This window comes from Mesorhizobium sp. M0590, from assembly GCF_040320905.1.
Classification (GTDB): Bacteria; Pseudomonadota; Alphaproteobacteria; order Rhizobiales; family Rhizobiaceae; genus Mesorhizobium.
On the sequence record NZ_JAMYQN010000005.1, the window covers coordinates 200,464 to 223,663 of the forward strand.

General features: G+C 63.3%; 30 protein-coding genes. 13 read left to right on the plus strand and 17 right to left on the minus strand.

Annotated elements, in window-relative coordinates; translation table 11 throughout:
• Window positions 1–17: 17 nt before the first annotated feature.
• A complete protein-coding gene (locus NKI52_RS11315) occupies window positions 18–848 on the minus strand; it encodes an SIR2 family NAD-dependent protein deacylase (protein WP_023676149.1) in 831 nt (276 codons plus the stop codon).
• A gap of 331 nt (window positions 849–1,179) precedes the next feature.
• Between NKI52_RS11315 and NKI52_RS11320 the strand changes: the two genes are divergently transcribed.
• The 9 genes from NKI52_RS11320 to NKI52_RS11360 are packed head-to-tail and all read left to right on the plus strand — an operon-like array spanning window position 1,180 to window position 9,706.
• A complete protein-coding gene (locus tag NKI52_RS11320) occupies window positions 1,180–2,973 on the plus strand; it encodes a methanol/ethanol family PQQ-dependent dehydrogenase (protein WP_352698076.1) in 1,794 nt (597 codons plus the stop codon).
• Window positions 2,954–3,823: a substrate-binding domain-containing protein gene (locus NKI52_RS11325; RefSeq protein WP_352697996.1), complete on the plus strand. Its 870-nt coding sequence runs from the start codon at window positions 2,954–2,956 to the stop codon at window positions 3,821–3,823. Before NKI52_RS11320 ends, NKI52_RS11325 begins: the two co-directional genes overlap by 20 nt.
• Window positions 3,820–4,353, plus strand: coding sequence for a c-type cytochrome (locus tag NKI52_RS11330; RefSeq protein ID WP_023676152.1), 534 nt, complete (start codon window positions 3,820–3,822; stop codon window positions 4,351–4,353). Before NKI52_RS11325 ends, NKI52_RS11330 begins: the two co-directional genes overlap by 4 nt.
• Complete coding sequence (gene coxB / locus NKI52_RS11335) at window positions 4,350–5,366, plus strand: cytochrome c oxidase subunit II (RefSeq protein ID WP_352697998.1); 1,017 nt, start codon at window positions 4,350–4,352, stop codon at window positions 5,364–5,366. The genes NKI52_RS11330 and coxB overlap by 4 nt, the downstream gene beginning before the upstream one ends.
• The gene (ctaD, locus tag NKI52_RS11340; RefSeq protein WP_352698000.1) at window positions 5,363–7,330 is read left to right on the plus strand and encodes a cytochrome c oxidase subunit I; all 1,968 of its coding nucleotides are present in this window, start codon (window positions 5,363–5,365) and stop codon (window positions 7,328–7,330) included. The genes coxB and ctaD overlap by 4 nt, the downstream gene beginning before the upstream one ends.
• Entirely contained in the window at window positions 7,327–7,932 is a 606-nt protein-coding gene (locus tag NKI52_RS11345; RefSeq protein WP_352457412.1) for a cytochrome c oxidase subunit 3, read from the plus strand. Before ctaD ends, NKI52_RS11345 begins: the two co-directional genes overlap by 4 nt.
• Before the next feature lies 1 nt (window position 7,933).
• The gene (locus NKI52_RS11350; RefSeq protein WP_352457440.1) at window positions 7,934–8,275 is read left to right on the plus strand and encodes a hypothetical protein; all 342 of its coding nucleotides are present in this window, start codon (window positions 7,934–7,936) and stop codon (window positions 8,273–8,275) included.
• Entirely contained in the window at window positions 8,272–9,156 is an 885-nt protein-coding gene (locus tag NKI52_RS11355) for a cytochrome c oxidase assembly protein (RefSeq protein ID WP_352698002.1), read from the plus strand. The genes NKI52_RS11350 and NKI52_RS11355 overlap by 4 nt, the downstream gene beginning before the upstream one ends.
• Window positions 9,137–9,706 carry a c-type cytochrome gene (locus tag NKI52_RS11360; RefSeq protein WP_352691133.1) on the plus strand — a complete coding sequence of 190 codons (570 nt, stop codon included), beginning with the start codon at window positions 9,137–9,139 and terminating at the stop codon, window positions 9,704–9,706. The genes NKI52_RS11355 and NKI52_RS11360 overlap by 20 nt, the downstream gene beginning before the upstream one ends.
• A gap of 39 nt (window positions 9,707–9,745) precedes the next feature.
• On the opposite strand, the gene NKI52_RS11365 is transcribed toward NKI52_RS11360, so the two are convergent.
• The 6 genes from NKI52_RS11365 to NKI52_RS11390 are packed head-to-tail and all read right to left on the minus strand — an operon-like array spanning window position 9,746 to window position 13,852.
• On the minus strand, window positions 9,746–10,219 hold the full coding sequence (locus tag NKI52_RS11365) for a DUF2269 family protein (RefSeq protein WP_023676159.1): 474 nt from the start codon (window positions 10,217–10,219) through the stop codon (window positions 9,746–9,748).
• On the minus strand, window positions 10,219–11,505 hold the full coding sequence (locus tag NKI52_RS11370) for an SDR family oxidoreductase (RefSeq protein ID WP_352691132.1): 1,287 nt from the start codon (window positions 11,503–11,505) through the stop codon (window positions 10,219–10,221). Before NKI52_RS11370 ends, NKI52_RS11365 begins: the two co-directional genes overlap by 1 nt.
• A gap of 34 nt (window positions 11,506–11,539) precedes the next feature.
• The gene (locus NKI52_RS11375; protein ID WP_352698004.1) at window positions 11,540–11,878 is read right to left on the minus strand and encodes a hypothetical protein; all 339 of its coding nucleotides are present in this window, start codon (window positions 11,876–11,878) and stop codon (window positions 11,540–11,542) included.
• Entirely contained in the window at window positions 11,875–12,237 is a 363-nt protein-coding gene (locus NKI52_RS11380; RefSeq protein ID WP_023676162.1) for a hypothetical protein, read from the minus strand. The genes NKI52_RS11375 and NKI52_RS11380 overlap by 4 nt, the downstream gene beginning before the upstream one ends.
• Window positions 12,237–13,457: an NRAMP family divalent metal transporter gene (locus NKI52_RS11385; RefSeq protein WP_023676163.1), complete on the minus strand. Its 1,221-nt coding sequence runs from the start codon at window positions 13,455–13,457 to the stop codon at window positions 12,237–12,239. The genes NKI52_RS11380 and NKI52_RS11385 overlap by 1 nt, the downstream gene beginning before the upstream one ends.
• Window positions 13,454–13,852, minus strand: coding sequence for a hypothetical protein (locus tag NKI52_RS11390; protein ID WP_245274675.1), 399 nt, complete (start codon window positions 13,850–13,852; stop codon window positions 13,454–13,456). Before NKI52_RS11390 ends, NKI52_RS11385 begins: the two co-directional genes overlap by 4 nt.
• 219 nt (window positions 13,853–14,071) lie before the next feature.
• On the opposite strand from NKI52_RS11390, the gene NKI52_RS11395 reads away from it, so the two are divergent.
• Genes NKI52_RS11395 through NKI52_RS11405 form a run of 3 tightly spaced genes read left to right on the plus strand, consistent with a single transcriptional unit; the run spans window position 14,072 to window position 14,618 of the window.
• The gene (locus NKI52_RS11395; protein ID WP_023676165.1) at window positions 14,072–14,287 is read left to right on the plus strand and encodes a DUF2934 domain-containing protein; all 216 of its coding nucleotides are present in this window, start codon (window positions 14,072–14,074) and stop codon (window positions 14,285–14,287) included.
• 5 nt (window positions 14,288–14,292) lie between these two features.
• Window positions 14,293–14,421, plus strand: coding sequence for a hypothetical protein (locus NKI52_RS11400; RefSeq protein WP_280952094.1), 129 nt, complete (start codon window positions 14,293–14,295; stop codon window positions 14,419–14,421).
• Between the two features lie 8 nt (window positions 14,422–14,429).
• Window positions 14,430–14,618: a hypothetical protein gene (locus NKI52_RS11405; protein WP_156937321.1), complete on the plus strand. Its 189-nt coding sequence runs from the start codon at window positions 14,430–14,432 to the stop codon at window positions 14,616–14,618.
• On the opposite strand, the gene NKI52_RS11410 is transcribed toward NKI52_RS11405, so the two are convergent.
• The 6 genes from NKI52_RS11410 to NKI52_RS11435 all read right to left on the minus strand — a co-directional run bounded on the left by NKI52_RS11410 (window position 14,604) and on the right by NKI52_RS11435 (window position 20,333).
• The gene (locus tag NKI52_RS11410; protein WP_352569222.1) at window positions 14,604–15,365 is read right to left on the minus strand and encodes a GntR family transcriptional regulator; all 762 of its coding nucleotides are present in this window, start codon (window positions 15,363–15,365) and stop codon (window positions 14,604–14,606) included. The genes NKI52_RS11405 and NKI52_RS11410 overlap by 15 nt on opposite strands.
• Window positions 15,366–15,435: 70 nt before the next feature.
• Window positions 15,436–16,218 carry an SDR family NAD(P)-dependent oxidoreductase gene (locus NKI52_RS11415; protein ID WP_352457404.1) on the minus strand — a complete coding sequence of 261 codons (783 nt, stop codon included), beginning with the start codon at window positions 16,216–16,218 and terminating at the stop codon, window positions 15,436–15,438.
• A 98-nt stretch (window positions 16,219–16,316) separates the two neighbouring features.
• Entirely contained in the window at window positions 16,317–17,231 is a 915-nt protein-coding gene (locus tag NKI52_RS11420) for a PfkB family carbohydrate kinase (RefSeq protein WP_352680330.1), read from the minus strand.
• Window positions 17,228–18,427, minus strand: a complete 1,200-nt coding sequence (gene uxuA, locus NKI52_RS11425) for a mannonate dehydratase (protein WP_352698006.1) — start codon at window positions 18,425–18,427, stop codon at window positions 17,228–17,230. Before uxuA ends, NKI52_RS11420 begins: the two co-directional genes overlap by 4 nt.
• Before the next feature lie 137 nt (window positions 18,428–18,564).
• Complete coding sequence (locus tag NKI52_RS11430; RefSeq protein ID WP_352698007.1) at window positions 18,565–19,224, minus strand: ThuA domain-containing protein; 660 nt, start codon at window positions 19,222–19,224, stop codon at window positions 18,565–18,567.
• Between the two features lie 11 nt (window positions 19,225–19,235).
• Window positions 19,236–20,333: a Gfo/Idh/MocA family protein gene (locus tag NKI52_RS11435; RefSeq protein ID WP_352698009.1), complete on the minus strand. Its 1,098-nt coding sequence runs from the start codon at window positions 20,331–20,333 to the stop codon at window positions 19,236–19,238.
• Window positions 20,334–20,573: 240 nt separating this feature from the next.
• On the opposite strand from NKI52_RS11435, the gene NKI52_RS11440 reads away from it, so the two are divergent.
• Window positions 20,574–21,482: a dihydrodipicolinate synthase family protein gene (locus NKI52_RS11440; RefSeq protein ID WP_352698011.1), complete on the plus strand. Its 909-nt coding sequence runs from the start codon at window positions 20,574–20,576 to the stop codon at window positions 21,480–21,482.
• Here the strand turns inward: NKI52_RS11440 and NKI52_RS11445 are convergent, their stop codons facing one another.
• The 4 genes from NKI52_RS11445 to NKI52_RS11460 all read right to left on the minus strand — a co-directional run bounded on the left by NKI52_RS11445 (window position 21,483) and on the right by NKI52_RS11460 (window position 23,153).
• Window positions 21,483–21,863 carry a DUF1801 domain-containing protein gene (locus NKI52_RS11445; protein ID WP_352457399.1) on the minus strand — a complete coding sequence of 127 codons (381 nt, stop codon included), beginning with the start codon at window positions 21,861–21,863 and terminating at the stop codon, window positions 21,483–21,485.
• Window positions 21,864–21,972: 109 nt separating this feature from the next.
• Window positions 21,973–22,443 carry a DUF1801 domain-containing protein gene (locus NKI52_RS11450; protein ID WP_352691124.1) on the minus strand — a complete coding sequence of 157 codons (471 nt, stop codon included), beginning with the start codon at window positions 22,441–22,443 and terminating at the stop codon, window positions 21,973–21,975.
• Between the two features lie 4 nt (window positions 22,444–22,447).
• Complete coding sequence (locus NKI52_RS11455) at window positions 22,448–22,678, minus strand: hypothetical protein (RefSeq protein WP_352578800.1); 231 nt, start codon at window positions 22,676–22,678, stop codon at window positions 22,448–22,450.
• An 82-nt stretch (window positions 22,679–22,760) separates the two neighbouring features.
• Entirely contained in the window at window positions 22,761–23,153 is a 393-nt protein-coding gene (locus NKI52_RS11460) for a VOC family protein (protein ID WP_352451012.1), read from the minus strand.
• Window positions 23,154–23,200: the final 47 nt, after the last annotated feature.

Consider the following 23,200-nt stretch of genomic DNA (forward strand, 5'->3'; position numbering starts at 1 on the left):
CGTTTCCGCAAGTTTTCTCACGCGCCGTCTGGCCGGCCCACCCTGTCCTTGAGTTCGTTCAGGAATGCGAGCAGCGCGTCCTCAGGATCGTCGGCCGCTTCGGTCAGCATATCGATGCCCCAGCGGCCGAGGACAGCCTCCTGGACGATGCTCGGCTGGGACATGAAGATGAAGGATTTCGGGCGATTCTTCTCATAGCCGGAGCGGCGCCAGGTCTGCCAAAGCCGGTGCAGCAGCAGACGGATGTTCATGTCGGACATGCTGTAGCCGATGAACAGGATGGTGCGCCCGAGCGCGTCAGCGCGAAACTTCACGTCGAGCGGCGAATCGAACGAAAGCCGCTCAAAATAATCGGTCTCCGCCAGAACCAGCGATTTGTCGTCGTCGAAATCGCCGTGGAATTTTATGATCTGCGTCACCTCGCCGGTGGCCTTTGGCAAGTCCTTTGCATTGGCGACTTTGACAAAGGGCCGGCTATGGATCTCGAAGGCAACCTCGAGATTGCGATCATAATTGGTGGTGTAGATGATCGGAAAATCGAGCGATACGATGAGCTTGTGGATTGCCGACCGCTGCACTTCTTCGCGCGATACGCTCCATTCGCGATCCATCCAGCTGCGCAAAGGGCCGAGGCTCCCCTGCTTCAGCCGGTAGTATTCGGCAAGGGCCTGATAGCTGGCCTCCGGTGCGCCGATCATGTCCTCGTGAAGGCCGAGTTCGCTTTGCATGTGCTCGATGAGCTTTTGCCAGGACGGCAAGCCGACGCTCATCGACACCCCGGCTCCAACGAACAAGATAGCTCGTCGCTCTTTCACCGATTGAGCCAGTTGCTCGACTGCAGACAGCATTCGACACAACTGCGATAGGCGCCGCTCCGTTCCAGCCGAGCCCGGACCGCCGCCGGAATAGATTTACTTCCGACGTGAGTGCGAACACTCGGATCGGCTGTTCCGAGCGCCCGGCCGCCGACTTTGGCCAACCGAACCCGACATTTATTTCGTTGCATTTGGCACTTCTGCGCCGCTCACGCGTTGGAGAGTGTTCAACAAACACGGCGCAGCTGCAGCTAATGGAGCTCTGCGCCAACGTCGGCAAACTCGACAGCCAATGAGGCAAGCGCGACTGGTGGCGGCGAAAAATAGGGTGCCTGGCAAAAGGGGAAAGAGGCCATTGGCTGCGATGCTGGGATGGACGCTGCTGGCAAGCTTCGCGCTGACTACCGCGGCGGTTGCTCAGTCAACGTCAAGCTTTGCGATAAATCCGCCTGCCGCAGCTGCTCCGCCCGACGACGGCCAATGGGCGATGCCGGCAAAGAACTACGCCTCGACTCGCTACAGCGAACTTGCGGAGATCACCGAAGACAACGTCAAAAACCTGCAGGTGGCCTTCACCTTCTCGACCGGCGTCAACAAGGGTCAGGAGGCTGCGCCCCTGGTGGTCGGCAACACGATGTACATCGTGACACCGTTTCCCAACATTCTCTACGCGCTTGACCTTACCAAGCCCGGCGCGCCGATGAAGTGGAAGTTCGAGCCCAATCCCGAGCCTGCGGCGCAGGGCGTTGCCTGTTGCGACGTGGTCAACCGCGGTGCAGCCTTCTTCGAAGGGCGCATCTATTTCAACACGCTCGATGGCCACACGATCGCCGTCGATGCGGCCACCGGCAAACCGGTCTGGAACACCCACATCGGCAACATCAACATCGGCGAGACCATCACCATGGCGCCGCTGGTGGTGAAGGGCAAAGTGCTGGTCGGCAATTCCGGCGGCGAAATGGGCGTACGCGGCTGGATCAAGGCGCTCGACGCCGGCGACGGGCACGTCGTCTGGACGGCCTACAATACCGGACCGGACGCCGAGGTGCTGATCGGCCCCGATTTCAAGCCGCATTACGACATGGACAAGGGCAAGGATCTCGGCGTGACGTCGTGGCCGCCCGACGCCTGGAAGATCGGCGGCGGCAATGTGTGGGGCTGGATCTCCTATGACCCGGACCTAAACCTGATCTTCCATGGCACCGGAAATCCCGGTCCGTGGAATCCGGATCTGCGGCCCGGCGACAACAAATGGACCGCCGGCATCTTTGCCCGCGATCCCGACACCGGCGCAGCCAAATGGTTCTATCAATGGACCCCGCACGATTTGCACGACTACGACGGCATCAACGAACAGGTGCTGCTCGACATGACCTGGCAGGGCAAGCCCCGCAAGGTGCTGGTCCGACCGGAACGCAACGGCTACGTCTATCTGTTGGATCGCACCACAGGCGAGGTCCTGTCGGCAGTCCCCTTCGGGCCAGTCAATTCCAGCACGGGCGTCGACCTCAAGACCGGCCGGCTGATTGTAAATCCGGACAAGAAGACCGGCACCGGCAAGGTCGTGCGCGACATCTGCCCGACCGCATCGGGCCTCAAGGACTGGCAGCCTTCGGCATTCTCGCCCAAGACTGGTCTGCTCTACATCCCGCACAACAATCTCTGCATGGACGAAGAGGGCGTCGAGGTGAATTACATCGCCGGCACGCCCTATGTCGGCATGAACGTGCGCATGATCCCCGGGCCGGGCGGCAATCGCGGTGCTTTCACCGCCTGGGATGTCGCCGCCGCCAAGCCGGCGTGGAGCCTGAAGGAGAACTTTCCGGTGTGGAGCGGCGCCGTCGCCACCGCCGGCAACGTCGTGTTCTATGGCACTATGGAAGGCTGGTTCAAGGCGGTCAGCGCCAGGACCGGCGAACTGCTGTGGCAGTTCAAGACGTCGTCCGGCATCATCGGCCAGCCGATCACCTATCGCGGCCCGGACGGGCACCAATATGTCGCGATTCTTTCGGGCGTCGGCGGCTGGGCCGGCGCGATCGTATCCGCCGATCTCGATCCGCGCGACGCCACCGCCGCGCTCGGCTTCGTCAACGTCATGAAGGATCTGAAGGATGTAACCACGCCGGGAGGTGCGCTGTATGTGTTCCGGCTGCCTTGAGAAGATCGGCCGAGTTGCGCGCGCACGGAGAAAATCTTCCCGGCGGTTTGGCGCCGCGGTCGGCGCACTGGCGCTCTCGCTCGTCGCCGCCGTTGCCGATGCGCGCGAATTGAGGATCTGCGCCGATCCCAACAACATGCCGTTCTCCAATGCCGCCAGGCAGGGCTTTGAAAACAAGATCGCCGAACTCGTCGCGACGGAGCTTGGCGCAGCGGTTTCCTACACGTGGTGGGCACAGCGGCGCGGCTTCGTCCGCAACACGTTGAAAGCTGGCTTGTGCGATCTTGTGCCCGGCACGCCCGCCAATCTCGAGATGCTGCGCACGACCGCGCCCTACTACCGGTCTTCTTATGTGTTCGTGACACGCCAAGATGTGCCCGAAATCACGTCCTTCAACGATCCTCGCCTGCGAGATCTGCACATCGGCGTCCAGCTGATAGGCGACGATGGCGCCAACTCGCCCCCCGTCCAGGCGCTTGGCCGTCGTGGCATCGTCGGCCATCTCATCGGTTTCCCCGTCTATGGCGACTATTCGGCGCCGAACCCGCCAGCACGCATCATTGAGGCGGTCGCGAATGGCGACATCGATATGGCCGTCGTCTGGGGACCGTTGGCCGGCTACTTCGGTGCCAGGCAAGAAATACCGTTGCGGATTACGCCGGTTGCGCCGCGCATCGACGGTCCGCTGCTGCCGATGATCTACGACATCTCGATGGGTGTGCGCCACGACGACGATGCGCTGCGCAGCGAGGTAGACGCAGCGCTCGCCAAACACCGCGCCGAGATCGATGCAATCCTGGCGGAATATGGCGTGCCTCGCCTCGACGTCGCCGGGGCGGCAGTGCGATGAACCGCTGCCTTCCATGCTTGCTGTCGGCGATGCTCGTCCTTGCCGCTTGCCAGCGTGAGGAACGCGAAACGCGTCCACAGTCGGCGCTCGGCTCGGGCGATCAACCGGCAGCCGTGACGGCCCTCGAGCCGGGCGGCCAACGGCCGACCTCGTCCGACAACAAGGCCGGCGTGTTCGAGGCCAACGCCTTCCACCTCAGCGAGGGCAAGCGTCTGTTCAACTGGTTCAACTGTTCCGGCTGCCATGCCAATGGCGGCGGCGGCATGGGCCCGGCCCTCATGGACCAGAAGTGGCTCTATGGCAGCTCGATCGAAAGCATCCACGCCACGATCAGGGACGGCCGGCCCAACGGCATGCCGAGCTTCCGCGATACGATCCCGGATGACCAGATCTGGGAGCTTGCTGCCTTCGTCCGGGCACTGAGCGGTAACGCACCGTCCTCCGCCGCGCCGGGCCGCGACGACGACATGATGCCCCATCCATCCGAGAATCGCCTGCCGGACGCCGCGACGCTGGGGAAGTCGCCGTGAGCCGCGGTGTCTGGACGGTGTGCGGGTGCACGGCCTGCATCCTGCTCCTCGCAGGATGCAGCGGCTGGCAATCCGCGCTCGACCCAAAGGGCCCGGCCGCGGGCGAACTCGCATGGCTGATCTGGTTGTTCACCGCGCTGTGCACGGTGGTCTGGCTTCTGGTGATGGCCGTGCTGATCGTGCCATTGGCCCGGCGCGCGGCGCCGCTCGGCGACCCGCTTGTCCTCGACGCTGCGGCCGAGCGCAGCAAGATGCGAATTGTCGTCGCCGCACTCGCCGCTACCGCCCTGATCCTGGTCGGCCTGACGCTGCTGAGCTACTTCGCTAACCGGACGCTCGCCGCCATCGGCTCGGATGCGGCGCTGACGATCCGGGTGACCGGGCATCAATGGTGGTGGGAGGTGCGCTACGAAAACGATCAGCCGAACCGCATCCTGACGACCGCCAATGAAATCCACATCCCGGCGAGCGAGCCGGTGCGGCTTGTGGTGACCTCGACCGACGTTATTCATTCCTTCTGGGTGCCGAACCTCTCGGGTAAGCTGGACCTTATCCCCGGCCACGAGAACGTTCTCGATCTGAAGGCGGACAAGCCCGGCGTCTATCGCGGGCAATGCGCCGAGTTCTGCGGCGCGCAGCATGCCAATATGAGCACCTTCATCATCGCCGAACCTCGGCCCGTCTTCGATGCCTGGCTGAACGATCAGCTGCGGCCGGCGGCCGCCCCCGTGTCGGCCGAGGCCAAAACCGGCCACGACCTGTTCCTCAAACGGCCATGCGTGATGTGCCACAAGATCGGCGGCACCATCGCCGGCGGCACGGTCGCCCCAAACCTCACCCATATCGCAAGCCGGCAAACGCTCGCTGCCGGCACGCTGACAATGAGCCGCGGCAATCTCGCAGCCTGGATAGCCAATCCGCAGGGGATCAAGCCAGGCGCCCACATGCCCGTGGTGCGACTGGACGGGGACGAACTGAATGCGATCGTCGCCTATCTCGAGGGCCTGAAATGAGCAGCGCCCGTGAGCGTCGGCTCGCCGGCGAGGGAGCAGCGGCCGGCAAAGGAGACCTGGCCCCCGAGCGCGACGGTCCTCGCGATACCAGCCTCGACGACTCCAGCCTTGACCGCTGGCTGGCGCGGACATGGCAGACGGCGCCGGGCATCATCGGTGCGCTCTCGAGCGTCGACCACAAGATTGTCGCGCGGCGCTACCTGATCACCGCTTTCGCCTTCCTATGCCTCGGTGGCCTCAGCGCCGTTGCCATGCGCATCCAACTGTCGGGGCCGGAGCGCGGGCTGATCGGGCCCGACCGCTACAACCAGCTGTTCACCATGCATGGCGTGACGATGATGTTCCTGTTTGCGGTGCCGATCGTTCAGGCGACCGGCATCTACCTCGTGCCGCTGATGGTCGGCACCCGCAACATCGCCTTTCCGCGCCTCAATGCATTCAGCTTCTGGATTTATCTCTCCGGTGGCCTCTTCGCCTGGGTGTCGTTTGCTCTCGACATGGCGCCCGACGTCGGCTGGTTCTCCTACGTGCCGCTGTCCGGTCCTGAATTCGGGCCAGGCAAGCGTTCCGACGTGTGGGCGCAGATGATCACCTATACCGAAGTGTCATCGTTGGCGGTCGCGGTTGCCACCATCGTCACCGTGCTGAAGCAGCGTGCGCCGGGCATGTCGCTGGACAAGATTCCGCTCTATGTCTGGGCGATGCTGGTCACCTCCTTCGTCATCGTGTTCGCCATGCCGGCGGTCATGATCACGTCGACGTTCCTGATCCTCGACCGCCTGGTCGGCACCCATATCTTCAATCCCGCCGAGGGCGGCGACGTATTGCTGTTCCAGCACCTGTTCTGGTTCTTCGGCCACCCCGAAGTCTACATCATATTCCTGCCGGCTACCGGCATGGTGTCCTCGATCATCACCGCTTTCGCCCGGCGTCCGGTATTCGGCTATCTGGGCATGGTACTGGCCTTGATCGCGGTCGGCTTTCTGTCGTTCGGCCTGTGGGTTCACCACATGTTCGCAACCGGTCTGCCCAAGCTCGGCGCGAGCTTCTTCACCGCCTCGAGCATGCTGATCGCCATCCCGAACGGGCTGCAGATCTTCTGCTGGCTGGCGACATTGTGGGACGGACGCCCGATAATCAGAACGCCGCTGCTGTTCGTGTTCGGCTTCTTCTTCACGTTCGTCGCGGGCGGCCTGACTGGGGTGATGCTGGCGTCGGTGCCATTGGACCTGCAAGTGCACGACACCTATTTCGTGGTCGCGCATTTCCATTACGTGCTGATCGGCGGGTCGGTGTTCCCGCTGCTCGGCGCGACCTATTTCTGGTTCCCCAAGATCACCGGCCGGATGATGAGCGAACGTCTCGGACGCTGGCACTTCTGGCTTGCCTTCCTAGGCTTCAATGCGGCGTTCTTTCCGATGCACGTTGTCGGCCTGTGGGGCATGCCGCGGCGGGTCTACACCTATCCGGTGGAACTCGGCTGGGGCAACATCAACCTGTTCATCACAGCCGGCGCGGTCATCCTGTTCCTAAGCTTCGTTCTGTTCACTATAAACCTGGTGTACAGCGCCTCGAGGGGCGCCCCGGCCGGGGACAATCCCTGGAATGCCGGCACGCTGGAATGGGCGACGAGCTCTCCACCGCCGAGCTATAATTTCGCTCGGATCCCGGTGGTTACCCACGCCGAGCCGCTCTGGGCCGAACGTGACACGCTGCCTGTCGCGACCGGGCTTCGCGTCGACGCGCGCGAACTTGTCATTTCGACCGTGGCAGAGGCGCATCCAGATGTGCGCGAGAAGTCGGCGACGCCGTCGATCTGGCCATTGTTCGCCGCGCTCGCCGTCGGCGCCACCTTTCTCTATTCGATCTTCAGCCCGTGGGCGGTGGTCTGGGGAGCCGGGCCGATCGCCATCACTTTGATCGGTTGGTTCTGGCCGAAAGGCGATCCGGAGGATGAGGAATGAAACAGCGTCCTGCCGCCGATCTTTCCAAACTCCCGACCTTCGGGATCGGACCGCGCAGCCCGACCTGGTGGGGCACCCTCGCCTTCATGGCGCTGGAGGGCACCGGCTTCGCGCTCGCCGCAGGCACCTATCTTTACCTCGCCTATCTGTCGCCCAAATGGCCATTGGGCGTGCCGCCGCCCAACCATTGGCCGGGCACCATCGTCACGCTGTTGCTGCTCGCCAGCGTGGTGCCCAATCACATACTGAACCGCTACGCCGAAGCCTGTGCCATGGTGCCCGTGCGCATCGGCCTGATCGTCATGTCGCTGCTAGGTATCGCACCGCTTGTCGTGCGGTGGTTCGAATTTCCGGCCCTCAACATTTATTGGGATACCAATGCGTACGGCTCGATGCTGTGGGTCCTGCTCGGCCTTCACACAACGCACCTGATTACCGACGTCGGCGACACGCTGGTGCTGACGGTCCTGATGTTCACGCGCCATGGCTATAGCGGCCGGCGTTTCGGGGACGTTGGCGACAACGTCTTCTACTGGGATTTCGTGGTCGCGACCTGGATCCCGATCTATCTGTTGATCTACTGGATGCCGAGGCTTGACTGAGATGCGTGCGCTTCGCTTGGGCACATCATGGGGCGGGCTGTTGTCCGGGCCTTTGGCCTGGGCGGTGTCGACCCAGCTGAATTATGCGTTCGTGGAGTGGCAGTGCGCCCACGGTATTCCCGTCATACCGGTCATTGCGCTGGTGCTGACAGTGCTGGCCTTGCTCGGCGGCGTGCTTTCGTGGCGGGCGCGACAGCAAGGTGGCGCCGCCTTTAAACCGGATCGTACGCGCGGCACCGAGCATTTCGTCGCCAATATCGGCATTCTCAGCGCGGTGCTGTTTGCGCTGGTAATCGTCATGCAAGGCGCGGCTTCGCTCATTGTTGACGGCTGCCTACGATGAGCTTCGACGCGCTCTTCTCGACCTCGATCTGCTACGGTGCTGGCGCCCCGCAGGCCGGCTGGACGCTGGCGTTGCCGATCACGCTGCCGCTAACCATGGTCGCACTGCTTTACGCGGCAGGCGCCTTTCGGCTGTGGCGGCGGAGTGCCCGCAGCCGCCCGTTGCGGTTGCGGCAAGCCCTGCTGTTTGCGACCGGCTGGGCCATTTTGGCGGCAGCACTGGTCAGTCCGCTCCACGCATTCGGTGAGCGCGTTTTCACCGCCCACATGATCGAGCACGAGCTGTTGATGGCGGTGGCGGCACCCCTGCTGGTCGCCTCCCGTCCGGCGGCGGCGATGATGTGGGCATTGCCGATCAAGCTGCGGCTGGCATTTGGCGCAGCCGGGCAGGCGAAGGTGCTTCGAATCGTTTGGGCCGCCGTCAGCCGCCCTCTAGCCGCGACCTTCCTGCACGGCGTCGCGATATGGGCGTGGCACGTTCCGGCGCTGTTCGAGGCGGCGCTTGCACAGGGTGTCCTGCATTATGCGCAACATGCCAGCTTCTTCGGTACGGGGCTGCTGTTCTGGTGGGTGCTGCTGCCGCGTTCAGGCCGCGAACAAGCCTACGGCAGCGCAGTCATGCACCTCTTTTTCACCTCGCTGCACACCGGCCTGCTCGGGGTGCTGCTGCTGGTCTCGCCAAGGCTGTGGTACCCGGTAAACGCAGCCGGCGCGGAATTGTGGAGCCTTAGCCCGCTCGAGGACCAGCAGCTCGCCGGCTTGGTGATGTGGGTTCCGGCCGGCCTGATTTATGGCGGAGCCGCGTTGCTGCTGGCCGGTCTGTGGATTCGCTCAAGTGGACAGAGAAGATGGGAGGCGTCGCATGCGCTCCAGGCTGTCTAAGCTGGTCATTGGTACCGGGACGGCAATTGCCGTGCTGGCCGCAGCTTGGGCGGCGCTGACGTTGTGGCCGGAGCGCCTCGTCAGGGTCGCGCATAAGACGGACAATGCCCCTGGCAGCATCGGCGTGCGCGCAACATCGCGCTTCACTCCGTCCGGACCCATCCTCGGCGCCGCGGCAATTGTCGTGCTTGTTGCAGCCCTGGCCGGGATCGCGTTGTACTTTGAGCAAAGCCGTCGAGTGGAGCAGAAGGCCGACAATGCAACCGGCGGTGTTGGCGCCCGCGCCATACCAATCATCATGGCCAATGGCTGTGCCGGATGCCACACGATCACCGGCGTGCCCGGCGCGCAGGGACTGGTCGGTCCACGCCTCGACGCCAGCTTGGCCACCCGGGTCTATATCGGCGGCGTATTGTCCAACAACCCGCGAAACATGGTCCGTTGGATACGCGCCGCAAGAGAGATCAATCCGCACACGGCAATGCCTTCGACCAGAATTTCCGAGCAGGAGGCGCGGGATATCGCGGCCTATCTCTATTCGCTGAAATGAAAGTCATCGCTCATCCCGGCAGCTGCACGCGGCCTGTCTTCACCAGTCGATCGCAGGCCGAGTGATCATCAGCCAGAAAATCCCGAGTACCGCAGCGAAGGCGGGGAAGCCGAAGGCGAACCACAGCCAGAAGAGCCGATGATAGCGCGGCGGCAACGGCGCGCCTGCAGCGGCGGCTTGCGATGCCAGCTTGCGCATCTGCATTTGCATCCAGACGACCGGGAGCCAGAACATTCCGGTGAAGATATAGAGCGCGATCGAAAGTACGATCCAGCCCTCCGACAGCGAGTAGCCTGCCTGCCAGGCGAGCGCGGCTCCGGTCAAAGGCTGCGCGACCACGGCCGTCGCGGTGAAAAGGAAGTCGGCGACGACGACGATACGCGCCACGGCCGCAACCGTCGCGGCATTGCCGGTCCTGTGGGCGAGCAGCATGAAGAAAGCGATACCGGCGCCGGTACCAAGCAGCACGGATGCGCCGATGACATGCAGAAATTTCAGCAGGAAATAGAGCATCAACGCTCCTCCAGCACTGCCAAGGCCACAAAGTGCAGCACCAGGATCGGCAACACCTTGAGGAACGGCCCAAGCGGGTCGTTCCACAGATCGGGGCTCAGGAAGCTTCCGACGACCAGGTAGAAGAGCGAGAGCGCGATGCCGCCATAGAGGCCTTTTCGCGTCGCTGGCCGCCAGGCTAGGAGCGCGCCGACGGCGATGTCGGCAAGAGCACCGGCTATCACGGTCGGCGCCGACAAGATGCCAGCCCCCGTGCTTTGCATCAGCTCGATGCCACCGTTATAGCCGGTGGTCAGCGACACAATACCCGTCACGATCCAGAAGAAGGGCAGGACGACGAAGATCGCAGGCTTGATGAAATACAGCCGGGCAAACCATTTTTCCTGCACCGTTGCCGGATTGAGCGCGAGGAAGCCCGCCAGGGTTTGCGGGCGTATGCCGGTCGCGGCGGTCCAGTCCGAGGGATCTCCAACCGCTCCTCGGGCGATCTCTCTGGCCGCGTTGGTGCGCATCGGTGGACGCCAGCCGAACATCGCGGCAAGGTCGCCGAGGCGGTAGAGAAGCCTTGCAACAGCCGCCGGCAAGACAAACCTGGCTGCAGGAGCCCAGCCGAGCCATCGGCGATAGCTGCCGACGACCTCGTCCATGCTCAGCTGTTCGGGACCGACAAGTTCCAACACGACGCGAGACGGACTGTCGGGATCGAGAAGGAAGACGACTGTTGAGACCACATCGTCGAGTAGTACCACCTGGAGCCGGCCGGTGCCGGGCATGGACGGTAGCACCGGCAGCGAGGCGAGACCCCTAAACAATGCGCTGGCCCCAAACACCGGCCGGCCGAGCACCACGGACGGGCGCAGGATCACCCAATCCAGATCAAGCGCCATAAGCGCTTGGTCGCCGGCCAGTTTCGTCGCCGAGAATGCCGAAGGCTGCGCCCGATCGACGCCTATCGCCGAGAAGTGGATTACCCGGGCAACCCCTGCCCGCGCACAGGCGAGGAAGAGTGCTGCCGCCGCATCGCGATGGACTTCGCGCGTCTTTTCGCGAGGGCTGTCCTGCAGGACGCCGGCACAATTCACGACGGCGTCGACACCCCTGAGATGCGGTAGCCAGTCTTCGGGCTGCAGCGCCGCCGCCATGTCCAGCACCAGCAATTGATAATTGCCGGCCCGGTTTGCGCCGGGGCTGCGGACCAATCCGATCACCTCATGCCTTTCGGAAAGAAGGCGTGCCACGACGGAGGCACCGATCAGGCCGGTGGCGCCGGTAACCAGGACTTTCACTGGACCCCATTCTCCGACGGCGGGAAAGTATCGTTCATTCCGGTTTATCGCCCTCGATACTCCCCTTCATACCGGAAAGTTCTTCCGTCGTGCATAACAACCGCGGCCGCGCCGGGTCGGAGATGTCGAGCTTGTCCCAGGGAATGCGGTACACGCTGTCGCGACTGCGCAATCGAAAGACGTCGAGGACCGCAATGCCGATAGCCGAAGCGGACAGACGCTCGAAGGCCGCGTAGATGCCGACATGGTACTCGGTAACCACCAGGTCGTCGTCATCCGGTTCGGCGCGTATCTCCTCGATACGGCCGATGCTTTTGCCGTGCGAAAGCACATTCCTGCCAGCCAATTGCTCAAGATTGACGGTGGCCATCATCCAGCTCCCGGAATACGCCCAATGACATGATCGCGCAGCCAGTCCTGCCAGTCGAAAATCGCCGTTTCGCGGACGTCGATATCGAACTCGATGTCGACGCCGATGTCGCGCACCTTGTTCCAGGCGATGCGGTGCGGCTCGGCATGGCGCTTGCCGCCGAGCCTTGCCGCAACCCGCGCCATCCAGCGCCCGGGTCGCTCGCCAAGCCGACGCCCCAGCGTGATCGAGCCGAGCTCGACCGCAACGATTTTAGGCGGCTCGCCTGGCCTGAGCTCGGCCACCAGCCCGTCGACCTTGCCGATCTTGACCTGCTCGCGGTCGACTACTTGCTTGTCCAGGATGTCGCGCAGCAACTTCATCACGTGCCTCCGAATATCTGCAAAGGAATGGTCACGATCGCGAGCACGAAACCGAGCGCGATGATGAAGATGACCGCGGCATTCGCTATCATGCCATTGCGGTGCTCGCCGACATAACGCTCGTCATTCAGCAGGAAGAGGAACGGCACCACGGTCAGCGGCAGGCTGGCGGCCGTCAGCGCCATGGAAAAGATGGTGAGCTTCAGCGGATCGAGGCCCAGTGCGATCGGAATGGCGGCGAGAACCAACAAGATCGTATAGACGGTGCTGAAACCCGGGTCGTCGCGCGGTTTCAGGTTCTCGCCCCAAGTCCAGCCGAAACCCTGCGCCACAAGGTAGGCTTGCTGCAGGCCGATTTCGAGCGCGGCACCGAAGCAGGCAATGCCTAGTGAAGCAACGAACAGGACAAATCCCCAGAAACCGAAGATCGGAATCAGCATCAGTGGCAGTTGGTGGTAGTCATCGACCTGCTCTATGCCGTGCGCGGCCAGCACGAGCGCCGCCACAATCAGCACACCGATAGCGATTGTGCCGCCAAAACTCATGCCCAGGCCGGCAATGGCCCGATTGGCTCCGAGATAGCTCTTGTCCCACTCGTCCTCGATCGCTCCCGACGAATAGAACATGAACAGATAGGGCGAGATCGACGCACCAAGAATGCTGACCGCCATGAACCAGTAGTTGGCCGCGTCGTGATCCGGCAGTGTGGGCACGGCCCCGGCCGCGACCTGCTCCCAATCGGGCTTCAGCATGACTGCGCCAACCACGAAGCACAGCGTGACCAGCCCGAGGATCGCGACGCCTTTTTCGATGAATCCGAACGTGCCTTTCCAAAGGAACAGCCATGCCAGAAAAGCGACCGGCAGCGCCCACCACTGAAAGCCGATGCCGGTGGCGAGCTCGAGCGCAATGGCAACACCGCCGATTTCGGCTGCCATGACCAGGAAGTTGACCAGCAAGGTCGCAAGCAACGGCCACAGAAAGGCGTTGAAGCCAAACCGTTCCCGGATCCCGTCGGCGATGGTGTGATGGCTAACTGCGGCGAAGCGTCCGGCCATTTCGACCAGGAAGATGATGCAGAACGTGCCCAGGACGACGGCCCATATCAGCTGAAACCTGAACGCCGCGCCGGCCTGAGCGGCGGTCGCCACTGATCCGACCTCAAGAAAGCCGCCAACGCTGGTGACGACGCCGAGCGATATTTCGAGCAGCTTCTTCATGATTTCGGCGCGAAATATTTCGCGTAGGACGTGCTCAGATCGGCGGCGGCGGCCCGCAGATCCTGCTGCGCGTGTTCCACTTCCGAGCGGTTGCCGTTCTGCACGGCCGTCGCCGCGCGAATTACCGCTGCCGAAAGCCGTCCAACCGCCATCGTCAGACCGGCTTGCCCGCTGGGCTCAGGCGACTTGGCGGACTGGATTTGCGCACCGGCATCGGCGAGCGCCTTGCCGGCCGATTGCAAAGTGCGCGACGTGTATTCCGACGGGGCTCCCCCAGCGATCCAGCTCTCCAGGACCAGCGATGCAGTCTGTGTGGCGGAAGCCGCGGTTTTCGACTGCTGCTCGACCTGGTCGGAAGGCGAGCATGCCGTCAATACAAATATTATCAGCAGCAAGCACGGGCGGTCTGGTCGAAGACCGACGGCTGTAACGGCATTTACAATACGTGCTTGTAGCGTTGCTGCCACACGATTGTTCTCCCCGCACCAAGCGACTTCGGCGCGAAGTTTGATCTAGAGCGCTGGGTGATCAGGTCAACTGAACCGCGATGAACGGCGCTGGCACCGCGGAACAAACCAGCGATCGCCGGATTAGGGGCTGAGGAGGCAAAGGCCATGGATAGGGAAGAGCGTATCAGGCAGCGAGCCCATGAGATCTGGGAGCGCGAAGGCCGTCCGCAAGGACGCGAGCGCGAGCACTGGGATCAGGCCGTGCAGGAGATCGAAGCTGAGGGTTCCGAGGCCGAACGCGGCCCGGTCGTGCCCGATCCAACGGTCGAGGCCGGCTCCGATCCGGAGGCACGCGGCAGCAAGCGGCGGCGAGGGACATGAGGCCGATGCCTCGTTTCGTCGCCTGGATCGTGGTCGTACTGGTCGTGCTGTTCGCCGCCTGGCTGATGATCGGGCGCGACAGAACCGGCGGCGGAGGTCAGCCCACGCCGCACGCAATTGATCAAAATGGATAGGAGCCGACATGACGGGAACCGATACTCATCCTGAACAAGACCCGGCGGAAGGATCGCGATCGGTAGTGGAAAATCAGCTCCGCAAGGAGCAAGGCGGCGAGGGTCAAGATCGCAAAGCCGAGCCAGCTTCCGACAAATCCGGCAGCAAGACCAAGACGCCTTCGGAAGCGCGCAAGAAAGGCTCAGGCTTGGATTGAGCCGGCCGAAAGCAGGCTCACACTGCCGTTTGCCGCGAAATAATAGGGATAGCGCTCCTGGACGATTTCGAGCACCTCGAAGATGCGGCGAAGATGCGTTCGCATCGCCTCTTCCGCCGCAAACGCGTCGGCCTGCTCAAGCGCATCGACAATCCGCCGATGCTGGCCGAGGACCACCGACATGCTGTCGAGGCGCGGAAAAGACAGGAAGCGGAAGCGGTCCATGTGCAGCTTCGCCGCGCTGATGTCGGCCCAGATTCCGGGAAACCCGGCATGACTGGCGATATGCTGGTGGAACAGCTCGTCCGACTTGAAGAAGCGCCTGTCGTCCGCGATGGAGGCGAACGTCTCCTGGACGGCCAGTTCGCCTTTTAGCACGGCAAGCAGGTCAGCACGGCGCGGGCTCTCGACCGCGCGCTTGATCAGGCCGACTTCGAGCGCTTCGCGCAGGAACTGCGATTTCTCGAGATCGGCAATCCGGAGCGGCGCCACCATGCTGCCGCGCTGCGGATAAATGTCGATCAAGCCAAGACCGGCCAGCCGGGCGAGCGCCTCCCTGACCGGCGTGCGGCTCACGCCGAGGGCTTCCGACATCGCCTTTTCAGAAATCAGCTCGTGCGGCTTCAGGCGGAAGGTCAGGATCTGGTCGAGCAGAACCTCGAACGTCCTCGCCGCGACCGATACGCCGGGGCCGGTTTCGCCCAACCGCCCCTCGGTGATGGTCCGCATTCCCAAAAGCCCTGCCATCGGCGACCCCTTATTGGCTCTGCAGCTTCAAGCCGTTCATGAAATGCCTGCGCAAGCAGCAGCGCCGACGTTATTCCTTGCGCGGAGAACCGCCGATGCGCGCCAGCAGGCCGCCATCGACGCGTACGACCTCGCCGGTGACGAAGGAGGCATCGTCGGACAGCAGGAAGGCGACGACTGCGGCAATCTCTTGCGGCTGGGCGGTACGGCCGAGCGGATGCATATTGTCGAGGATGCGCAGGATCTCGTCGGGCTTATCGTTGAGCTTGACCGCATCCCGCAGCATCGGCGTGTCGACCGCACCCGGAGCGACGGCATTGACGCGCACGCCGAGCGGCGCATAGTCGACGGCCATCGATTTGACCAAGCCGATCAGGCCGTGCTTGGCCGTGCTGTAGGCCAGAACCCCTTCCTGGCTGGCCAGACCCTGCACCGAGCTCATATGGACGATGGCGCCGCGGCTTTGCCGCAGCAGCGGCATCGCCGCGCGGGAGAGCAGGTAGGCAGCCTTGAGGTTGACGTTCATCACCTCGTCCCAAAGCGCCTCGTCCGTGGTCTCCACCGTTCCGTAACGCTGGATGCCGGCATTGTGGGAGAGCATGTCGAGCCCGCCGAACGCGGACCGGGCAAGCTCGACGGCGCGGCCGCAGGCCTCAGTGTCGGCGGTCGAGCCGAGCACGGTGTGCACGGTCACGCCGCGCGCCGAAAGCTGCGCCGCGACCTCATCCAGCTGATCGCCCGCCCGGTCGAACAGGATCAGGTCGACGCCTTGCTCGGCCAGTCTTTCGGCGACAGCACGGCCGATGCCCATGGCCGCCCCCGTGACCAGTGCGCGTTTTTTGAACTCAGCCATTTATCCTCCCTCGAACAGTTGCGCAGGAACTGCCATGGTAGTCGACGGCCGCCACTTGACGTGCTCTTTCCACCGAGCCGGCCCAAGCGGGTTCGGCATCATGTCGATCCTTGCATGAAAGCCAGCGTTTCCGCGCGCGTCGGTGCGCCAAGACGTCCGCCAAAGCGCAGGCATTTCAGGGCGGCGGCGGCGCTGGCCACTGCTATCGCCCGCTCTTCGTCCCAACCTTCGGCCAGGCCGAGAGCGAAGGTGCCGTGGAACACGTCGCCTGCCGCCAGAGTGTCGACGGCTTCGACCCGCGGCGACGGCAGATGACGGACGTCATTGCTGCCCGAGTAGCGGAACACGGTGCCGTTCGCGCCATCGGTGACCGCCACGAAGGCGCCGGTCCGTTCGCCGAGAATGGCGACGGCAGAACCGGCGGATATCTCCGGACCGCAAAGGATGCGTGCCGCCGGCAGCGAAGCAACGACATGCGAGGCGAGCGGCAGCAGCCGGTCGAGCACCGGTCGCGACGCGACATCGGCGTCAAGGATCGCCGGGATGCCGCACTCGCGAGCCTTCGCCAGCGCCAGGGCCGCGGCTCCGGGCCAGCGGACATCAACCAGCACGGCGTCGAAGCGGGAAAAATCCGCGGGCGGAAGACGGTCAGGATCGGCTTGCGTGACTGCATCGTAGAAGGGCACAATCATACGCTCGCCGGCGGCATCGACCAGGATCGTGGCAATGGCCGAGCGGCCATCTTCAACCCTGCGCACCAGCGAACAGTCGACCCGCTCCGCCTCCATCTGGCCGATGACATCGCGGCCGACAGCATCGTCGCCGACGCTTGCCCATAGCCAGACCTGCCCGCCCTGGCGGCTGGCCGACGCGGCGGCACTTGCCGCCATGCCGGCCGCGATCTGCACGGCCTCGCTTGGCAGGAACTTGCCGGCGCCGGAGGGCAGGACATCGAGGCGCAAGATCGTGTCGTAGGTGAGCGCGCCGACGCAGAGCAGGCGGGGCGCCGTCATTGCAGCCGGTAGCCGCGCTGATGGGCAATCGCCGTCATCACGCCTCTCAATTCGGCAAGGCCGCGAAGACGGCCGATCACGGGGTAGCCGGGATGGGTGTGCCGCGCGGCGTCATCGATCAGCTCGTGGCCATGATCCGGGCGAAACGGCAGCAGCGCCGCCGGTTCCCCGGCGTCGCGGCGGCGTTGCTGCTCGTCGAGCAAGATCGAAACCACCGAGACCATGTTGACATCGCCGCTCAGATGCTCGGATTCCATGAACGAGCCGTCCGGGTCCTTGCTGACGTTGCGCAGATGCACGAAGTTTATCTTGTGCGCAAAGCGGCTGGCGATGGCGGGCACGTCATTGGCCGGGTTGGCGCCCAGCGACCCCGTGCACAAGGTGAGGCCGCTATGGGCCGATGGCACGGCGTCCAGGATAAGGGCGATGTCGTCGGCGTTCTTGACGATCCGGCACGGGCCGACGAGATCGCGCGGCGGATCGTCCGGGTGGATCGCCAACATGACGCCCGCCTCTTCGGCCGCCGGCAGCACGTTTTCGAGAAAACGGATGAGGTTCTCGCGCAGCCGGTCGTGCGACAGGCTCGACTGCTCGGCCACCACTTCGCGCAATTCCGCTACGTCGTAGCGCTTGAAGGCGCCTGGCAGGCCGGCCATGATGTTGGCAAGCAGACGCTCTTTTGACGCACCCGGCGTCGTCTCGAACCATTCGCTCGCCCGCTGGAGAACATCGGACGCATAGTCGCGCTCCGATCCCTTGCGCCGCAGCATGTAGCAATCGAACGCGGCAAGCTCGTGCATGTTCATGCGGAGCGCCCGTCCGCCGCCCGGCAGCGGCGCAGCCAGGTCGGTCCGGGTCCAGTCGAGGATCAGCATAAAGTTGTAGCAGACCGTGCGCACACCGCAGGCGCCGAGATTGCGTAAGGTCTGCCTGAAATTGTCGTAGAGCCGGTCGAGATCGCCGCGGCCGAGCTTGATGTCCTCGTGCACGGGCACACTCTCGACGACGCTCCATTTCAGGCCCATCGCCGGATCCGCCTCGATAAGCGCCTGGCGCTGCCTGACGGCGTCGATCGGCCAGACTTCGCCGTAAGGGATGTCGTGCAATGCCGTCACGATGCCGGTTGCGCCGGCCTGCCTCGCGTGGGCAAGCGTTGCCGCGTCGCTCGGACCAAACCATCGCCACGTCTGCTCCATTCGACCTCCAGCTACGGAATTTCCCGATGACCGCTGGTGTATTGGATGCTACCATGGCAGTCAATTGTGCCTGTGTCCGCGTTCGGGCGGCCGCCCTATGAGAGATTACAACGATACGTGGCGTTCAGATTGAACGGCTATTCAAGGTCCGAGTTTCGGCTGGCCCAAATCGCGCCGCGTTCGAACATCGTGCGCATTTGCGGCACGGCGAACTCGTCGGCGGTGTGCCCGAGCGCGCTGTAGAAGACGCGGCCCTTGCCGTAGCGGCGCTTCCAGACAACCGGCATGACGACGCCGGCGATGAAATCGAGATGCTCGCCGGTGAAAGTAGTCGTCGCCAGCACCTCGTTGGTCGGATCGACATGCATGTAATACTGCTCTGAACGGTAGGCGAAGCCGTCGATGCCCTGCATAACCGGATCGCCTGGCCTGGTGATGTCGACGTGATAGTCGATGATGTTGCCGGGATGGGCGACCCACTGGCCGCCGGTCATGAACTGGTATTCCGGCTCGTTGCGGAAGCTGTCGCACATGGTGCCGTGAAAGCCCGCAAGGCCGGTGCCGGCCCCGACGGCGCTGGTCAGGTTTTGCAGCTCCGGCTTTTCGATCGTCGACATGGTGATCACCGGGACAATGAGATCGAGCTTGCCCAGCTGCGGATCGGCAAGTGCCGAAGTCCCCTGCTCCAGCTGCACGTCGAAGCCGTTGCCAGCCAGCATCTCCTTGACGATTTCGGCGCTTCGGGCCGGGGTGTGACCTTCCCAGCCGCCCCAGAAAATCAGTGCCGTCTTGCTCATCGCATTATTCCCTATTCCAGAATTCCGAAAGGCAGGTCGGCGCGCATCGGCGCCGGCCGGGCGCAGCCATATCTGAGATCGATACACTGGCCTATCTCTGCTGAAGAGATGATCGATTCCATGATTTCCAGGACATGGAGGGAAAGATCGAGGCTGGCGCGGTGTTGCCTGCCCGAGACGATCGCCTGCGCCATGTCGGCAAGGCCGAGGCCCCGGTAATTGCCGTCGCCATACGAATGGATCTGATCGGCCACCGTCCAGTCGCCCTTGCGCTGGTTGGTCCTGATGTCGCCCTGGAACTGGTTGGGATCGGAGACGATCATCGAGCCCGTGGTTCGGTAAAGTTCGATGTGATTGTGTTCATGCTTCCAGACGTCGAAGCTGGTGGTGATCGAGACCGCGGCGCCATTCTCGAATGCGAGCAGGCCGGAAATATGGGTCGGCACCTCGACCCGGATGGTTTCGCCCTGGCGCGGTCCAGAACCGATGGTGCGGGTGGCGTAGGATGACTTCGCCTGCCCGGTCACGGATTTTACCGGACCCAGGAGATTGACCAGGCAGGTCAGATAGTACGGTCCCATGTCGAGCATCGGCCCACCGCCGGGCTGATAGTAGAAATCCGGATTGGGATGCCAGAGCTCGTGGCCGGGCACCTGCATGAAGGCAGAGCCGGCGACAATGGTCCCAGCCGTATCCTCATCGACCAGCCGCCGCGCCGTCTGGTGGGAGCCGCCAAGAAAGGTGTCGGGTGCGCAGCCGACGCGCACGCCCTTTTCGCGCGCGGCCGCGACCAGCCGCTCGGCGTCGCTGAGCGTCGTTGCCAGCGGCTTCTCCGAATAGACGTGCTTGCCTTGCCCGACAGCTTGCAAGCCGACCGGCACATGATGCTGCGGCGTCGTCAGGTTGAGCACGATCTCGACGCGCGGATCGGCCAACAGCGCGTCGACCGGCATGGCAGCCAGGCCGTAGGCCGCTGCCTTGGCCTCGGCCGCCGTCCGGTTGATGTCGGCGACGCCGACAATGTCGAGCACCGGGAATTGTGGCGATGCCTTCAGATAGGCATCCGAAATGTTGCCGCAGCCGATAATGCCGACACCAATCCTCCGCATGGGCTTCTCCTCAAAAGGCGGCATTGATGAAACAGCAGAACTCGTTTGTCACCCCCCTTTCGGCCAGACGACGTTATCCCGTGACAAGGATATACCTCGAGAGCCTCAGAACCGCCGCCCGATCACAATCGCGCGCCTATGCGCGAGCCGCTTGCTTTCGAGGTCGAACGGCCGGTACTCAGCAACATTGCTTCATGTAGCTTGCTCGACATTTTTGATGCCGGCTTTAGAAGGACGCACATGATCCGCCCACAAGGAACCATCGCACCGATCCTGACGCCGTTCGAAAACGACGGCCGCATTGCCCGCGACCTCTGGATATCACACGCCAAGTGGGTGCTGGATCAGGGAGCGCATTTCCTGTCGCCGTTCGGCACCACGGGCGAGGCGTTGTCCGTCTCGTTGCGCGAGCGCATGCAAGCGCTGGAGTGGCTGGTCGAGGCCGGCATTTCGCCAAGCCATCTGATGCCCGGCACCGGTGTCACAGCACTTGCCGAGACCGTCGAGCTGACGGCGCATGCCGTCGGGCTCGGCTGTGCCGGGGTGATGGTGCTGCCGTCGTTCTTCTATACGGCCGCCGGCGACAACGGACAGGCCCGCTACTATGGCGAGCTGATCGAACGGGTGGCGAACCCGGCGATGAGGATGATCCTCTACCACATCCCGCAGAATTCCGGCGTAGCGGTGAGCCCGGCGCTGACCGCCCGCTTGAGCCAAGCGTTTCCGGATGTCGTGGTGGCTTACAAGGACAGCGCCGGCGATTGGAACAACACCGCGGCGGTCATTGCGGCAGCCCCAAGGGTCGCGGTGTTCCCTAGTTCGGAAGCACAGCTGACGAAAGGCCTCGCCAACGGTGCTGCGGGGTGCATCTCGGCGACGGTCAATCTGAATGCCGCAGCGATCCGGGCCCTCTACGACGCAGCGCTCGCGGGAGAGGACATTACTGACGCGGATGCCGCCATCAAGGCGTTCCGCAAAATCATCCAGGACGCCGGCCTCATCTCCGCGATGAAGGCAGTGCTGGCGGTACGGGCCGGCGACAGACGCTGGCTGAACCTGCGCGCGCCGCATGAGAACGCGACGCAAGCCACCGGCGAAGCTTTGCTCGCTGCTCTCGGCCCGCTAGCCGACCATATCGGCCGGAGCTGACTATCGGGCCGTGTTCAGGGCGGCAGCAGCGCGTATCAGCGCCTTGAACGCATTCTCATCTATGTCTTCGCCCTCACGGATATCGATGGCGCGCCTGGTGTTGCCTTCGAGACTGGAGTTGAACAGGCCTGAAGGATCCGGCAGGGAGGCGCCCTTTGCGAAGGTCACCTTCACGACGTTGTTGTAGGTCTCGCCGGTGCAGATTATTCCGGCGTGCGACCACACCGGAACGCCTCGCCACTTCCACTCCTCGACCACTTCCGGGTCAGCCTGCTTGACGAGAGCGCGGACATGGGAAAGCGTCTTGCCTCGCCAATCGCCCAGCTCACTGATCCTCGCATCTATCAGCTGAGAGGGGGAGCTCTCTGCATTTCCTTCCATAGAGCCACTCTTCATCACCATTGTCGCTTTCCCTAGGGTTGTTGCCGCTCGCCCGTCACATGAATACCGCTAGTCGGCACCGGGTTTGCGGGAATGACTGGCATTCCACTCACATTCGCTCGCCAGGCAACTGGCTGGCTTGCTTTACCCAGTCGGTGAGTTGAGCTTCGTCGAGCTGGTCGTCCTCGCGGATGTCGAAGTAGCGCACGTCCTTGTGCTTGGACTCGCCTGGAGGGACAGGATGCAGCGACGTGCCGCGGAAGAAAGCCAGCTTGATGTACTTTGTGAAGCAATGGAAGTTGAGGAACCAGCCTTGACCCTCTACGCCATAGAAGGGCGAGTTCCATTTGACGGCCTTGCGCAGGTTGGGAACGTTGCGCTCGATGAGTGCGTCGAGGCGGCGGCCGACGTCGCGTTTCCAGCCCGGCATGGCCGCGATGTAGGCCTGCACAGGAGCGTCACCATCACCCTTCGGGATCTGCGGGTTGCCGCCTGCGAGGAGGACCGGCTTGGCGGCTGCAGGCTTGGCGGCGGGCTTCTTCGCGACCGCCGCTGACTTGATGGACGTCTTGTTGGCCATGCGTTCACTCCAATGCGCCGGCGCCCCCTGCGTTGCGCCACTTGGGAGCGTAAGGCAGCACGAACATGTACAGACCGGTAAGCAGGAGCAAGCCGAGTGGAAACAGCGGCAAGAGGTATACCCAGTAGGCGGGCTCCTTGCCTACTCCCAGGCTGATGAAGATGGCGGCGACGACCGCCGCAAAGATAATCGACAGCCAGCGGTGGATCTGCCGAACCCATTTGTTCCAATCCATTGAGACCTCCTCTGAAGACGAAGCGGATCGGGCGGCCCGTTTGGCGACTCCCGCCGGGCAGCCACGCCACTGAGCGCATGCTTTACCAGCGCGCCAGTTGGGTGATTTGAACGAGGTTGCCGCAGTTGTCGTTCAGCTGGGCGATGGTCGAGCCGGTTACTTCGGTCGGCGGCATCGTGAACTCGGCGCCGCGCGCTTTTATGCGCTCGTAGTCGCCCTTGACGTTATCGGTGAAGAACATGACCGCGGGCTGGCCCTGCTGGAAAATGGCTTGCTGGTAGGCCTTGGCCGCCGGGTTGTCATTGAGCGCGAGTTGCAGCTCGGCACCGTCCGGCTCGTCGGGTGATGCGACGGTCAGCCAGCGAAACGGCCCATTGCTGAAATCGGCCTTCTTGGTAAAGCCGAGCGTTTCGGTGTAAAAGCCCAGTGCCTTTTCCTGGTCGTCCACGTATACTTTGGCCAACTTGATCTTCATTGGCTTGCCTCCATTATCGCCTCGTGATGTCGCTCTGTAACAGAGCC

What these genes read in the sequence shown, in the direction of transcription:
- ctaD (WP_352698000.1), top strand. Translation starts at nt 5,363, where the DNA reads ATGAGCAGCGCCCGTGAGCGTCGGCTCGCCGGCGAGGGAGCAGCGGCC.
- NKI52_RS11325 (WP_352697996.1), top strand. Translation starts at nt 2,954, where the DNA reads ATGTGTTCCGGCTGCCTTGAGAAGATCGGCCGAGTTGCGCGCGCACGG.
- NKI52_RS11450 (WP_352691124.1), bottom strand. Translation starts at nt 22,443, where the DNA reads ATGGCCAACAAGACGTCCATCAAGTCAGCGGCGGTCGCGAAGAAGCCC.
- NKI52_RS11435 (WP_352698009.1), bottom strand. Translation starts at nt 20,333, where the DNA reads ATGCGGAGGATTGGTGTCGGCATTATCGGCTGCGGCAACATTTCGGAT.
- NKI52_RS11375 (WP_352698004.1), bottom strand. Translation starts at nt 11,878, where the DNA reads ATGATGGCCACCGTCAATCTTGAGCAATTGGCTGGCAGGAATGTGCTT.
- NKI52_RS11315 (WP_023676149.1), bottom strand. Translation starts at nt 848, where the DNA reads ATGCTGTCTGCAGTCGAGCAACTGGCTCAATCGGTGAAAGAGCGACGA.
- NKI52_RS11415 (WP_352457404.1), bottom strand. Translation starts at nt 16,218, where the DNA reads ATGGCTGAGTTCAAAAAACGCGCACTGGTCACGGGGGCGGCCATGGGC.
- NKI52_RS11440 (WP_352698011.1), top strand. Translation starts at nt 20,574, where the DNA reads ATGATCCGCCCACAAGGAACCATCGCACCGATCCTGACGCCGTTCGAA.
- NKI52_RS11400 (WP_280952094.1), top strand. Translation starts at nt 14,293, where the DNA reads ATGCCTCGTTTCGTCGCCTGGATCGTGGTCGTACTGGTCGTGCTGTTC.
- NKI52_RS11460 (WP_352451012.1), bottom strand. Translation starts at nt 23,153, where the DNA reads ATGAAGATCAAGTTGGCCAAAGTATACGTGGACGACCAGGAAAAGGCA.
- NKI52_RS11365 (WP_023676159.1), bottom strand. Translation starts at nt 10,219, where the DNA reads ATGCTCTATTTCCTGCTGAAATTTCTGCATGTCATCGGCGCATCCGTG.
- NKI52_RS11405 (WP_156937321.1), top strand. Translation starts at nt 14,430, where the DNA reads ATGACGGGAACCGATACTCATCCTGAACAAGACCCGGCGGAAGGATCG.
- NKI52_RS11445 (WP_352457399.1), bottom strand. Translation starts at nt 21,863, where the DNA reads ATGGAAGGAAATGCAGAGAGCTCCCCCTCTCAGCTGATAGATGCGAGG.
- NKI52_RS11395 (WP_023676165.1), top strand. Translation starts at nt 14,072, where the DNA reads ATGGATAGGGAAGAGCGTATCAGGCAGCGAGCCCATGAGATCTGGGAG.
- NKI52_RS11355 (WP_352698002.1), top strand. Translation starts at nt 8,272, where the DNA reads ATGAGCTTCGACGCGCTCTTCTCGACCTCGATCTGCTACGGTGCTGGC.
- NKI52_RS11320 (WP_352698076.1), top strand. Translation starts at nt 1,180, where the DNA reads ATGCTGGGATGGACGCTGCTGGCAAGCTTCGCGCTGACTACCGCGGCG.
- NKI52_RS11455 (WP_352578800.1), bottom strand. Translation starts at nt 22,678, where the DNA reads ATGGATTGGAACAAATGGGTTCGGCAGATCCACCGCTGGCTGTCGATT.
- NKI52_RS11420 (WP_352680330.1), bottom strand. Translation starts at nt 17,231, where the DNA reads ATGACGGCGCCCCGCCTGCTCTGCGTCGGCGCGCTCACCTACGACACG.
- NKI52_RS11430 (WP_352698007.1), bottom strand. Translation starts at nt 19,224, where the DNA reads ATGAGCAAGACGGCACTGATTTTCTGGGGCGGCTGGGAAGGTCACACC.
- NKI52_RS11380 (WP_023676162.1), bottom strand. Translation starts at nt 12,237, where the DNA reads ATGAAGTTGCTGCGCGACATCCTGGACAAGCAAGTAGTCGACCGCGAG.
- NKI52_RS11410 (WP_352569222.1), bottom strand. Translation starts at nt 15,365, where the DNA reads ATGGCAGGGCTTTTGGGAATGCGGACCATCACCGAGGGGCGGTTGGGC.
- NKI52_RS11385 (WP_023676163.1), bottom strand. Translation starts at nt 13,457, where the DNA reads ATGAAGAAGCTGCTCGAAATATCGCTCGGCGTCGTCACCAGCGTTGGC.
- NKI52_RS11350 (WP_352457440.1), top strand. Translation starts at nt 7,934, where the DNA reads ATGCGTGCGCTTCGCTTGGGCACATCATGGGGCGGGCTGTTGTCCGGG.
- NKI52_RS11360 (WP_352691133.1), top strand. Translation starts at nt 9,137, where the DNA reads ATGCGCTCCAGGCTGTCTAAGCTGGTCATTGGTACCGGGACGGCAATT.
- uxuA (WP_352698006.1), bottom strand. Translation starts at nt 18,427, where the DNA reads ATGGAGCAGACGTGGCGATGGTTTGGTCCGAGCGACGCGGCAACGCTT.
- NKI52_RS11345 (WP_352457412.1), top strand. Translation starts at nt 7,327, where the DNA reads ATGAAACAGCGTCCTGCCGCCGATCTTTCCAAACTCCCGACCTTCGGG.
- NKI52_RS11330 (WP_023676152.1), top strand. Translation starts at nt 3,820, where the DNA reads ATGAACCGCTGCCTTCCATGCTTGCTGTCGGCGATGCTCGTCCTTGCC.